We start from the raw sequence: 12634 nt of genomic DNA, 5'->3' as shown, positions 1-12634 counted from the left end.
ATGAAAATTTGTTAAGAAGCGGGCAAGATGCCCGCACTCCTCGAATTCTTTGATCTGACTGGAGTGGGAGCATCTTGCTCCCTGGATTTTTAATTAGGGTATTTCCGCTTCGCGGACATGAATAAGCGAACTTGATATCATGTGCCACAGACTTTTTTAACTCTCCCATCAGGAATGCTCATCATTCTTCATTCTTTTGTGTTCCAATATACCAAAAGCGCCCCAATAAAGATTTTCTAAAAAGCTTAAACTTATGTAAAATATCTGTGGAGTGATGTAAAGCTGTGCTTTCACAGGTTTTTCACATTCACCTTCTATCATGATTGACATGAGGAACAGAAAACATCTATGAGATTTGTAGGAGCTGATATGTCTATTACTTTACCTTCTATCATCCAAGAAAAATTGGTAACCAGTTTCAAATACTGGGATAATGGCGTTCAAGATGCCATGTCCTACCAAAATGAAATGTATACTTATGTTCGTTCTTACACCGAAGAGAAACGATTACAAGCTTATGGTTATGCCTGTGACATGGCTGAACGCAATATCAGAAGCTGCATCACCTATTCCAAAGATGGATATAAAGTGTGGGTCAATCTCAAGAGCCTAGCCAATCAGCAAGCCGATGGCGATCAAAATCTGAGTCTCAATCCAGCCTTTTCCTAGTCCTCATCTAGGAGGGTTCAAACAGTAATCTGGCAGCTCCTTGAATACGAACCAAAGGTTGAACCGATCGCGGCAAGGGCGGAAGATGAATCACCGTTTGCTCAGGATCAACGCCCAACAGGTTCTGAATCTCACTCCCATAATTCCAAACCACATAGTTTTGACTCACCTCTAATTCTCGTAAAGACACACTCAACCGATTATGCTCGGCTAAAATCGCGGGTTGATTTTGAACCACACCAATAAACTCAGTATGTTGAGGATCTTTTAGTTTTTTCTGGGCCGCAACGACCCGTTTTCTCAGGGTGCGGAGTTCGCCCATAAACTCGGTGCGTCCGAGGACATCCTGATATTTAATCCACAATTTGAACACCCAGGCTAACCAATCTGCTAAGGCTGTGGGCATTTCTAGGAATCGGAGTAAATGCCCAGTGGGAGCAGTATCGAGGATGATTAAATCTTGCTCTTGACTTTCCAAAAGTTCCATCACTGCTAAGAGAGCCAGAATTTCATCAATCCCAGGGAAGGACAGGGAAACCAGTTTCCGCCAAGCTTCTGGGCCATAGAGCAATTTTAGGTTCTCTTGGTTTGGAGAGTCACCACTAATCATTTCAGCCAGTTCCCAAAGATAGGCTTCACGAAACTGATTGAGGAGGACTTGAGAATCAATTTCAGCGGCCGTGAGGTTGGGGAGATCGATCGCCTGGGGATCGTGGTCTAAAGGCTGTCCCAACGCATCCCCCAAGGAATGGGCCGGATCGATTGAAATCACCCGCACTTGTCTTTGGGGGTAGGTTTGCGCCATTCCCCAGGCGATCGCCGCCGCCACTGTAGTTTTACCCACTCCACCTTTGCCCCCAATAATAATTAAGCGACGCTCTTGGGCCATAAAGTCGGGTAAACCGGGGGGAATGCGATCGGGCCAGGTAACCTGAGCAGAGGTAATTTCCCTATCCTGCATCGCAATAGGTGACATCTGCGCTATAACCCCATCTAATGCAGCACTTCCCAAGGGAGGACTGGCACATTGGCTAATCCCCAACAGAGGCAAACTTCCAGCCAGCTCCTGAAATTGCGGTAGAATTTGCTGCTGTTCGGCATAGCGGTCTTGCTCTGCGGGGGATAACTCTGCCTCTCTATCCACCAACCGATTCACCCAAATCCCACCCAAGGGAATCTGCAACCCTTGCAAAGAAGCGACAAACCGTCGAGTTTCCTCCAAACTCATCGCTTCAGCGATCCCCACCACGACGCAACGGGTACGCTCTTGGTCTTGCAACAACGCTCTTCCCGTTTGCAGATCGGCTTTCATGTCCTGTAAAAACTCATCTCCCCGATCGCCCTGATAGCGCCCAGTAAAGGCTTGACTAATAGCCCGATGTTTTTCCTGGAAGAGATCCAGTGCTTCCAGGAACTGATCGAGAAAATCCATTAATCCTAATAAATTCAGGGCATGGCCGCTAGGGGCCATATCCACCACCACCCGGTCTACTTCTTGCTCCCGTAACAAGCGCTGAATCTCTAGTATGCCCATTAATTCATCGAGTCCCGGCCAACTTAAATCCCAGACGGGGGTTAAATCTTCGGCTGAGGCAAAACTGCCCCGTTCCACGAGCAGTTGTAGGACTTCACCGTAGCGCTGTTTAAACTCTTGGAGTAAAGCGGCTGCATCGAGGGCTTGCACTTCTAGATTAGGCAGATCGGGGAGGGGAAGGCGATCGCCGGTTACTAAACATTGCAACACATCCCCCAGGGAGTGAGCCGGATCGGTCGAGAGCAGTAAAATTTTCTCTTCCGGAAACCGTTGTGCCCAATAGCGGGCGAAACCACAGGAGAGCGTCGTTTTACCCACTCCCCCTTTACCACTCAAGAGCAATAGTTGTAGGCGATCGTATGAATTCATTTTACTTTCCCATGGTTCTTACTCTGACTTTACTTTAGAAAATGGGAAAGTGACAAAAGAGGGTTAAATTCAACTGATGCTCCTATTCAGGCTTACAACCACAGCCCTCCGGTAAAATCAGCATCGCATCTCCAAACGAATAAAAACGATATCCTTGGGCGATCGCCTCCTGATATAACTCTAAAAGTCGCGATCGACCCACCAAAGCACTCACCAACATCAACAAACTCGAACGCGGCAAATGGAAATTCGTAATCAACCCCTCAACCACCTGCCACTCATACCCCGGATAAATAAAAAGATCCGTCTTTCCATAAAACCCAGATTCACCTAATTTTTGATCTTCCGTAGGCGCGGGTTCACTTAATTTTTGGCCTTCCAAGCGAGATCTTAGTGAACCCGCCCTTACAGAACCCGCCCCTACGGAACCCGCCCCCTGAGACTTCCACCAATGAGCCGCCCCCTCCAACGCCCTCACCGAAGTCGTCCCCACTGCAATCACCCGTCCGCCGCGCTCCTTAGCCTCCTGCACCTTCCGCCAAGTCTCCCCAGACACCTCCAACCACTCCTGATGCATCTGATGCCCCCGAATATCACTCACTTCCACTGGGCGAAACGTCCCCACACCCACATGCAGAGTCACCATCGCCCGCTCAATTCCCAAATCATCCAACTGCGCCAACAACCCAGGCGTAAAATGCAAACCCGCCGTCGGCGCAGCCACCGAACCCGCCGCCTGTGCATACACCGTCTGATATTGTTCCGCCTCTGCCTGGGTATCCGTCACATAGGGCGGAAACGGCACATGACCATAATCATCCAACAGATCCTGTAACTCTCGATCCCCAGATAACTCAAACTCCAAAAACCGCCCCCCAGTCGCCTCATCCATCCCCCGGATCTTTGCCCTTAATGGCGGCAAATCTAGATTCCCATGGGCAAAAAACTCAACCATCGCCCCCACTTTCAACCGTCGCCCCGGCTTCACCAGAGCCAACCACACCTGACGCTCCACCCTCTCCAACAGCAGCGCCTCCATCTCCATCCCCGTAGACTTACAGCCATACAACCGCGCTGGAATCACCCGCGTATTATTCATCACCAACAAATCCCCCGGCCGCAACCATTGGGGCAACTCCCGAAACACCCCATGATGACATCCTAGGGGCGAATCTACCACCAACAACCGCGAGCTATCCCTAGGAGTTACTGGATTTTGAGCAATACATTCTTCTGGCAGAACATAATCATACCCATCCAACTCATAATCCTGAGAATTCATCGATCCCCGCTCTCCATCCATCACCACAATTCCAATCTAAACTCCTTTACCATACCCCATCCCCCCATCTCCCCATCCCCCCATCTCCCCATCCCCCCATCTCCCCATCCACAAATTGGGGGAATCTACCCAGATCGCATCGGGGAACTCTCCCCTACTCATGATCCCCGCTATCCAGAGAGAATAGAACTGTAGCATTTGCCAGGTGACCCAGGAAAAATTATGGACTATCTTTACTACCTCGCGAATGCCAGCTTAACCCTCCGGATTATTGAATATCTAAACCTTTCACCTCAATTTCAGGTCGATTTTGTTACCGTTATTCATCAAATTGATGGTTGGGTCGTCCGGATCAAGCTGGCCAGAGAACTCAACACCCAAGAAGCCGGTAATCTCCGCGCCGTCCTCAACGAATTAGGATTTGCCTATCAACCAGAGATCCGGGTACAAATGGCCTTATGGAGCCTAGAAACCGGCCAATCCCCCACCCATGTCATGCGCCGTTACCAAGTAGCCGTCGTCTCCCATGGAAGACCCAACCGCATCGAAGTCGAAACCTTTCGCAAACAATTTGTAATGGGCCTAGGCTATTGTCCAGAAACCCTGGCCTAAAATCATAAACAAGCTATAATGCAGCCAGCGATGAGAAGACCTGATTAAAAAATAATTTTCGGTCTCTCCCCCTAACCATTTGCCTAGAAGGGATTTAAGAGATTCATTAGGGGGATTGACACAGTTCAGGGAGACTACTGCTATAATCTTCTAGGCGTACACCATAACCAAAGCCATAGAGTGAGGAGTGACTGATTATGGTATTTATACCCGGTACTGTTCCCGTTCCGTCTACTGGGCCCTTTCAGCCCGTTGTATCTGCACCCAATTTACCCGGTTTACCCGGTACGATTCCTGTACCTCCCTTCCCCACCGGTACAGTTCCCACTGTTTTAACCAATGATGTTACAGGGGTTAATGGCCTATCTCGGATTGTAGCGACCCCAACTCCTTTGGGTTTAGTGAACCCTCAGATTACAGCCCCGACTGATGACTATGTGAGTCTTGCGGGTAATTTCTCCATTCCTTCTGGCGGACTTTGGATGCTCGAAGGCGACGATACGGTAGTGGCTTCCATAGGCAACCAACGGATCTTAGGGAACACAGGCAATGATTTGCTCTTTGGTGGCAATGACCAAGATAAATTAGCTGGTGGACAAGGTAATGATGTTCTCGTGGGTGGTCTTGGCAATGACTTACTCCTAGGAAACTTGGGTAATGATGATCTGCTAGGCAATCAAGATGAAGATACCCTACGAGGTGGCCAAGGTGGCGATCGCCTCGATGGTGGATCTGGAAATGACTGGTTGTTTGGTGACTTCGGTGTTGATGCACTGACCGGTAGCGACGGTTTCGATACGTTCGTTATCCGTTCCAATGAACCCAACCCCCTAGCTGGAGTTCAGTATGTCAATCCTAACTTGCCTCCTACCGATCCCGATTACGTTGTCTTCGATCCAGGTATTGGCCCCCTTGACCCAGGTAACCCCTTCTCGGCTGATGTGATCACTGATTTCAATCCCCAAGAAGATATGTTGGGACTTGATAGCGGGTTGGTCTATGCTAACCTCAGATTCGATACCGGTCAAAATATTACCGGGGGTATCTCGAACGATACAGTGATCTACAATAACCTCAACAACAGTGTACTGGCGGTACTTCAAGACTATACCTTGGGTATCAATAGCTTTGATGTGATTACTCTGACTCCGTTCCAACAAAATCTGGGATCGGATCTCTTTGGCCCCTATGTTGATGGCACAGTATAGCTATCTCCTAAATTAATTCCCATGAGCGGCTATCCTATCGATTTAGGATAGCCGTTTTTATTGGAAGAATGGGTCTAAAACCCCGTCCTTCTAGGACGATGGCGATAACGATCGCTAATCCCAAAATGCGCCATTTATAGGCAGTGAGCAGGGGTTGAATCCGTTCAGCATTGTGGCGAGCCACTAGGGTATACTGATACTCAATTAAACTTACAAACACCCAACCCGCAAATAGATAGAGATACAAAATGGGGTGAGGGAATCAGCTACCATAAGTCTAGACCAACCTCAGTGCATCTGATGGAGTTTGGAAGTCTTTCACTCGCTGCTATCCCTATGCTAGAGCAACAACCCAAGCCTGATACTCCTCCTAATAATTTACCCCCTCGCTGGTTCCACGATCCCCCCCACCCTAACGATTCAGGACTGTTTCTTTCTGAAGCAGTCTTTAACCGAACGCTGCTGTTATTCCCTCTCGTAGGCTATACAATCCTGGGTTTAACTCTAATTAATATGGTGATTCTGTTGATTCCTCTCCAACCCTTGAATGGGGTTTGGGTGCTGGAAACGATGGGATATTTCGTTGAGGGGGGCTGGTTTCCTTTATTGGGATTGGTGTGCATTCTTTATGGTCGGTGGGGTTATGTGGATCGCTGGGAATTGAGGTTATGGCGTTTTTTGTCTCGGATGACGTTGTGGGTGGGTTTGGGCTATTTATTGATAGTTCCTGTAGGCATTCGCCAAACTTGGCAGATTGATACTATGAACCAAGCTCAGTTACAGACCCAAAGGGTTGAATATAATCAGGTTTTTGCCCAGGCTCAAGAGCGTCTCGAACAGAGCCAATCCTTAGAAGATTTAAATGCATTAAGGGTTTGGATATTTCCCGATCGCATTTTACCCATGCTTGAGAATCCTCAAGAGCTGAAGAAACAATTGCAGCAGGAATTAACCCAAGCTCAGACTCAGTGGGAAGAGCAATTAGAGCGTCACAGGAAGGCACAACGGTTGACGCTCATCAAACAGTCGGTGAAGTGGAATTTGGGGGCTATGATTGCGGGAGGGGCATTTTTAGGGATTTGGCATAAGACCCGTTGGAGTCGTCATGTGCGGTTGCGTTGAGAGTCGAGGGATTTTAGGTAGGTTGTGTCCCCCAAGTTTCTTGAAGGTATAGGTCACGAGATCCCATCATTTCTGCAAATTGTTCTGATGTTATGGCCTGTTCGACGGGCCATACCCCCGGTTTTTTGAGCTTCCCTGTGCCGATCCACTCGGCTAAGACTCCTGTACCGCATCCGGCGGCGATCGCCGTGTGGGGATGGTAAAATCTGCTCTGATAGAGTGCGGGTTGACCATCTTTCTCGCCTTCAACTTCGACGATCATTACAATGCCTACTCCAGAGAAGCGATCGCTCACCTGAGTCATGCGATAACTAATTTGTGAGAGTCCCTCAATGACGAGGGGATGGTTGATCCAAGATTGGGGTAATTTCGTCATTAGAGCGGTTAAACGGTTGTAAATATCGGGTGCAGAACCAAATTTCGTAATTACATTCTGTACCGGGAAACTTTCCGCTATTGTCCAAGCTTCCGGCACATCATACCAATAGACTCCCAGAGAATTAAATGGGGGGCCAAAATCGATGATTTGGCGATCGCTGTAAGGTTGAATTGTTTGCCATTTTCCCCCGATCCAGGCTAAAAACGGATGTTGTAGACCCAAAAATGTCGTCCGCATCACCGTAATTCCCGCACCTCCAGACCCTCCCACGGCATAATAGAGGCGAATGGTTTCTACTCGGTCAAAGCCATCTACCCCTTGCCGCACCATGCCATTAGAAATGCCCGGAAACACCCCCGTATTCACGATCGCGGTAATTCCAGCCTCTTGTGCTGCGGGGGCTAACTCCAGTGCTTTTTGGGTAAACGAGCGATGATCGCTCACATCCAGATAATTGACTCCTTGCTCAATACAGCTTTTGAGGACTCTAGCATCGCGATGGTGAAAGGGGCCCGCGCAATGAATCACCAGTTGACTTTCGGCGATCGCCTTTTGGAGCTGCTCCAGATTTCCTAAATCCAGAGACAAAAATTCCCCAATTGGATCTCGATCTTTCCTCGGACGCTGACGACCTGTAACCACAAGCTTTACATCCATGTGCTGTTGCAAATCTTGGGCTATGTGATGGCCAATTCTTCCCGTTCCTCCGATAATTAAAATCTGATTTTTAGCCAACTGCTTCACCTCAATAGGTTATGAAATCCTGACGCTTTCTGGGGAAAGCTCTTAACCATGATAGGATATTGGGTTGGCATAAGACTTGACCATCTTCTCGATCCCCCCAACCCCCCTTAAAAAGGGGGGCAATAGAGAAAGTCCCCCTTTCCAAGGGGAATTTAGGGGGATTAACATAGAGAAAGTCCCCCTCTTTCCAAGGGGGATTTAGGGGGATCGAGATGTATTGCATCGAGCAAGAAAACTGCTGTAGGTGTCAAAGATCAAGACGCAAAATCCTAAAAGCCTCTACCCTATCTTCAATTGAATTATGACTGATCCAATTCGCTTTTTAATGTGTCCTCCTGACCACTACGATGTGGATTATGTAATTAATCCCTGGATGGAAGGAAATATCCACAAATCCTCTCGTTCTGTAGCTGTAGAACAATGGGAGAAACTTCACCATATTATTAAAGACCATGCCATTGTCGAGCTAGTGAAACCCGAACAGGGATGGCCGGATATGGTATTTACCGCTAATGCGGGTTTGGTGCTGGGGAAAACTGTTGTCCTGAGCCGATTTTATCACCCAGAACGACAAGGTGAAGAACCCCATTTTAAGGCTTGGTTTGAATCTCAAGGATTCACAGTCCATGAATTACCTAAAGATGTACCCTTTGAAGGGGCAGGTGATGCCCTATTTGACCGGGAAGGACGATGGTTATGGGCTGGATATGGTTTCCGCTCGGAATTGGATGCTCATCCGGCGATCGCTGAATGGTTAGATGTAGAAGTGCTTTCTTTACGGTTAATGGATGAGCGCTTCTACCACCTGGATACCTGTTTCTGTCCTTTGACTGGTGGTTACTTATTATATTATCCTCCTGCATTTGATGGATATTCTAATCGCTTAATTGAAATGCGAGTTCCGGCGGAAAAACGGATTGCCATTAGTGAACCGGATGCTGTAAATTTTGCTTGCAATGCAGTCAATATTAACGATATTGTCATTCTTAATAAAGCCACTAAGAATTTACGCGATCGCCTAGAAGCTGTGGGTTACCGAGTGATTGAAACCCCCTTAACTGAGTTTTTGAAGGCTGGGGGCGCATCCAAATGTCTTACCCTGCGGATCACGGAACCGGTACGCACGGAACTCCATGCCACCACTCAAATCGATACCCGTACCATTCATATGGTGGGGCATTTACTCGATGCTGGCTTGATGAACCGAGCCTTAGATTTGATTGTCGAAGGTGGTGGTAGCTTTAAGGTTCTCAATTTCAATTTGGGCGAACAACGGCAAAGTCCCTCGGAAGCGGAGGTGAAAGTCTCGGCTCCTTCGGCGGAAGTCCTGGATGATATCATGTCCCAGTTGATTGATTTGGGGGCAGTGCCCGCTTCTGAAGATGAGCAAGAATCCTTGCGCGAACCGGTTCCCCAACCAGGAGCGGCTCCGGATGATTTCTATGTCAGCACCATTTATCCGACAGAAGTGCGGATCAATGGGACTTGGGTGAAGGTGCAAAACCAACGGATGGATGGGTCGATCGCCGTTACCTATACGGATCAAGGGCCGGTGGCAAAATGTAAATTAATCCGAGATTTGGCGATCGGTGAAGATGTGATTGTGGGTACTCGCGGCATTCGCACCCTGCATAAGGTGGAAAACCGGGAGCAAAAAGCCTCTCAAGAGTTTAGCTTCATGAGCGGTGGAGTCTCCAGCGAGCGCCGGGTAGAACTCATGGTTGAGCAAGTGGCTTGGGAATTGCGCCATATCCGCGATCAAGGGGGTAAAGTGGTGGTAACAGCCGGCCCGGTGGTGATTCATACTGGGGGTGGACAGCATTTAGCCACCCTGATCCGGGAAGGTTATGTACAAGCTCTACTGGGCGGAAATGCGATCGCCGTCCACGATATCGAACAAGCGATGATGGGAACCTCCTTGGGCGTAGACATGAATCAAGGAGTCGCCGTCCAAGGAGGGCATCGTCATCATCTGAAGGTGATTAATAAGATTCGTCGCAGTGGCAGCATCGCCCAAGCGGTAGAGTCTGGAGTGTTAAGCAAAGGGGTGATGTACGAATGTGTCCGCAATCAAGTGCCCTTTGTCTTAGCCGGTTCCATCCGCGATGATGGCCCATTACCGGATACCCAAATGGATATGATTGCCGCTCAACAGCAATACGCCGAACTCCTGAAAGGCGCGGATATGGTACTGATGCTCTCCTCCATGCTCCATTCTATCGGCGTGGGCAATATGACTCCTGCGGGCGTGAAGATGGTTTGTGTAGATATTAATCCGGCTGTCGTGACTAAATTGAGCGATCGCGGTTCCCTAGAATCCATTGGTGTGGTCACCGATGTAGGCTTATTCCTCAGTCTCTTGGTCAACCAATTGAACCAACTGACCACCGTTTATCAAACCGTATCCTAAGCTCCCCGTGAGCAGATAGGGAGATAGGGGGATAGGGAGATAGAGATAATCAAAGTTCCCCATTCCCCCATTCCCCATTCCTTCATGACCCTATTGCCATTGATCAATAAATTGCTACAATTTGAAGAACAACTGCCCACTCATTGTCGTTGATTCTTTAACCAACATGGCATCCCAACAGGTTCCCCAAGAAGTCGTCGATCAAGTTGCTGAATATTTCAGTGTTCTCTCAGAACCCATGCGCTTAAAGCTCTTAAACCTATTGCGCGAGCGCGAGCAATGTGTGCAAGAGCTAGTGGAAGCGACCCAAACCAGCCAAGCCAATGTCTCGAAGCACCTCAAACTGATGTTACAAGCGGGCATTCTGCAACGACGAGCTGAGGGAACTTCTGCTTACTATAGCGTTAAAGACGAATTAATTTTTGAACTCTGTAATTTAGTCTGCGATCGCCTCGCCAGTCGGATTGAACAGCAAGCCCGTCAATTCCGAGATTTTAGTATGACGGGCAAACAATTAGTCTCCTAGAGAACGTTCCTAAAGGGCAAACTCCTGGTCATAAAGGTCGCGAGTCATCGGCTGGGGAATTTCTAAACCTTCACCCCCTAAATACTCCAAGGGTTCACCTTCAACTGAGAGCCAAACTGGGGCATCTGGGTCTAAAGAAGTAGCTGTATACAAAATTTGCCCTAATCGTCCTGTCATCGAGGCGCTGCCGCCCCCTGTCGTAAATTCCTGAGACAAATTCAGGTGGATACCATCCGATTTTTCCTCTAAGCTTAACAGGGTGGTTCCTAGAGGAATCGTACTCGACACTTCGGGATCGACCGGCGATTCTAAAACCGTTTTTAGGGCTAGGGTCAACTGCTCTTGAGATGACCCTAGGCTTTTGATCTGCACTGGAGTGGACACCAGTTCTAAGGCATTGCCGGTATCTTTAATCCAATAAGCTTGAGGCGTATTTTGCTCCGAGGGAGTGGGTTGAACTTCCTCCAGGATGGAAGAAGAAGTATTCGGGGCCTGCATAGACCGGAGCATCCACCAGGCTGTACCCCCTCCAGATCCTAGAATTAAGGCCGATAGTCCGACGACTAGGCCAATATGAATACCGCGATTTTGTTTGGGTTGTTCCATAATGACTGTCCTGATTGAGTTGCGCGATGTTGAATTGACTCTGACTGGGTAATATTTAAAGACAGTTTTACTCCAGTCAAGGGTTCCTACATAAGATATGGATCGAGATCTACTCCTCTGGATCAGGATGATCTGAAGGGCCAAAGGGGGGCTGAACGCTAAGAAATCCAGCAATTTCCAGTTGACCGGGAGTAAGCTGCATCTGCAATAGGCGCAGGATTACGGAGTTTGATTCAAGGGTGCGGAGGTCAAATTGTTCGCGAACTCCCCGTTGAATGAGATTAATGACAAGGGGAGGAACAGGTTCTTGGTTGACGGTGACCTCCAGATCGACCAGTTCTAAACCCCACCCTTTTATGATAGTGAAACCCGATTCAACGGCAAGGGCCAGTTCAAAGGGTTGGGAGGAGGGTTCGGTGTCTGGGATGGGGAGTTGCTGAAGTTGGAATTGCAGTCTGATGCGGTTGTCTAGGAAGGTAATTTCTGGGTTAATGATATGATAGCGCTCTAGTTGGGCGGCTGCTAGGCGAGGGAGGGAGGAGATGGCGAGTTGCCGCAGGCGATCGCTCATTTCGGGGGAGTTTAACCACTGGTTCAGCGCGGTATCGGTGAATGCGATGCTGATTCCTGCTTGTAAGGGTTGCTCTAGAATCCCTAGGTTTTGGCGATCGCCAGAACCCCGAAGATTGAGATCGATCGCATCCGTTTCGATTTCTAGTTTAGCGATTTGTAAATCCTCAGTTATCCAAATCTCTCGTCCAGCGATTCTCACCCGCTCCGCTTGACCTTGGAGCAGTCGATGTACCGGAGCATTGTCAATCCGCACTTGCCAAGTTTCTGCGCGATCGAAGGTTGATTGGAGCAGAGACTCAGTGAGGCGATCGGCTAAGAGTCCAGAAGGCGATCCCACTAGGAATAAACTGGATAAAAGGATAGTTAAGGCTTCCATGACTGCATCTGAGTAAGCGTTTTTTGATGTTATATCAAGTCCGGATAAAGGGTGAAGAAGGGGGCAAGATGCCCGCATTCCTCTAATATCAAGTCCGGTTTCCGCAAGCGGACATGAAAATTTGTTAAGAAGCGGGCAAGATGCCCGCACTCCTCGAATTCTTTGATATGACTGGAGTGGGAGCATCTTGCTCCCTGGATTTTTAATTAGGGTATTTCCGCTTC

12 protein-coding genes are annotated in these 12634 nt (G+C 48.6%); 6 read left to right on the top strand and 6 right to left on the bottom strand.

All coding sequences use genetic code 11. From position 1 onward, the window contains the following. The first annotated feature begins 369 nt into the window (after positions 1-369). Positions 370-669 carry a hypothetical protein gene (locus PMG71_RS18090; protein WP_283755115.1) on the top strand — a complete coding sequence of 100 codons (300 nt, stop codon included), beginning with the start codon at positions 370-372 and terminating at the stop codon, positions 667-669. Between the two features lie 7 nt (positions 670-676). Here PMG71_RS18090 and PMG71_RS18085 read toward each other — a convergent pair whose 3' ends face one another. Then, positions 677-2572 carry an ArsA family ATPase gene (locus PMG71_RS18085; RefSeq protein WP_283755114.1) on the bottom strand — a complete coding sequence of 632 codons (1896 nt, stop codon included), beginning with the start codon at positions 2570-2572 and terminating at the stop codon, positions 677-679. An 82-nt stretch (positions 2573-2654) separates the two neighbouring features. Then, positions 2655-3854 (bottom strand): tRNA preQ1(34) S-adenosylmethionine ribosyltransferase-isomerase QueA, encoded by a 1200-nt coding sequence (queA, locus tag PMG71_RS18080; protein ID WP_283755113.1) that lies wholly within the window; start codon positions 3852-3854, stop codon positions 2655-2657. Positions 3855-4076: 222 nt separating this feature from the next. Here queA and PMG71_RS18075 point away from each other — a divergent pair, with 222 nt between their 5' ends. Beyond that, the gene (locus PMG71_RS18075) at positions 4077-4466 is read left to right on the top strand and encodes a hypothetical protein (protein ID WP_283755112.1); all 390 of its coding nucleotides are present in this window, start codon (positions 4077-4079) and stop codon (positions 4464-4466) included. A gap of 197 nt (positions 4467-4663) precedes the next feature. Then, positions 4664-5674 (top strand): calcium-binding protein, encoded by a 1011-nt coding sequence (locus tag PMG71_RS18070; RefSeq protein WP_283755111.1) that lies wholly within the window; start codon positions 4664-4666, stop codon positions 5672-5674. A 34-nt stretch (positions 5675-5708) separates the two neighbouring features. Here the strand turns inward: PMG71_RS18070 and PMG71_RS18065 are convergent, their stop codons facing one another. Next, positions 5709-5921, bottom strand: a complete 213-nt coding sequence (locus PMG71_RS18065; RefSeq protein WP_283755110.1) for a hypothetical protein — start codon at positions 5919-5921, stop codon at positions 5709-5711. A gap of 89 nt (positions 5922-6010) precedes the next feature. Here PMG71_RS18065 and hpsJ-A point away from each other — a divergent pair, with 89 nt between their 5' ends. Next, positions 6011-6796 (top strand): HpsJ-like protein, cyanoexosortase A-associated, encoded by a 786-nt coding sequence (gene hpsJ-A / locus PMG71_RS18060; protein WP_283755109.1) that lies wholly within the window; start codon positions 6011-6013, stop codon positions 6794-6796. A gap of 13 nt (positions 6797-6809) precedes the next feature. On the opposite strand, the gene PMG71_RS18055 is transcribed toward hpsJ-A, so the two are convergent. Next, a complete protein-coding gene (locus PMG71_RS18055) occupies positions 6810-7910 on the bottom strand; it encodes a saccharopine dehydrogenase family protein (RefSeq protein ID WP_283755108.1) in 1101 nt (366 codons plus the stop codon). 310 nt (positions 7911-8220) lie between these two features. Between PMG71_RS18055 and argZ the strand changes: the two genes are divergently transcribed. After that, positions 8221-10329, top strand: a complete 2109-nt coding sequence (argZ, locus tag PMG71_RS18050) for a bifunctional arginine dihydrolase/ornithine cyclodeaminase (RefSeq protein ID WP_283755107.1) — start codon at positions 8221-8223, stop codon at positions 10327-10329. A gap of 166 nt (positions 10330-10495) precedes the next feature. Continuing rightward, the gene (locus tag PMG71_RS18045; protein WP_283755106.1) at positions 10496-10855 is read left to right on the top strand and encodes an ArsR/SmtB family transcription factor; all 360 of its coding nucleotides are present in this window, start codon (positions 10496-10498) and stop codon (positions 10853-10855) included. A gap of 9 nt (positions 10856-10864) precedes the next feature. Here PMG71_RS18045 and PMG71_RS18040 read toward each other — a convergent pair whose 3' ends face one another. After that, complete coding sequence (locus tag PMG71_RS18040; protein ID WP_283755105.1) at positions 10865-11461, bottom strand: GerMN domain-containing protein; 597 nt, start codon at positions 11459-11461, stop codon at positions 10865-10867. 109 nt (positions 11462-11570) lie between these two features. Then, the gene (locus tag PMG71_RS18035) at positions 11571-12410 is read right to left on the bottom strand and encodes an LmeA family phospholipid-binding protein (protein ID WP_283755104.1); all 840 of its coding nucleotides are present in this window, start codon (positions 12408-12410) and stop codon (positions 11571-11573) included. Between the last annotated feature and the right edge of the window lie 224 nt (positions 12411-12634).

The sequence above is a fragment of the Roseofilum acuticapitatum BLCC-M154 genome, from assembly GCF_030068475.1.
Lineage (GTDB): Bacteria > Cyanobacteriota > Cyanobacteriia > Cyanobacteriales > Desertifilaceae > Roseofilum > Roseofilum acuticapitatum.
Note: the sequence above shows the minus strand (reverse complement) of the source record. Positions and strands in the feature narration are given on the sequence as shown.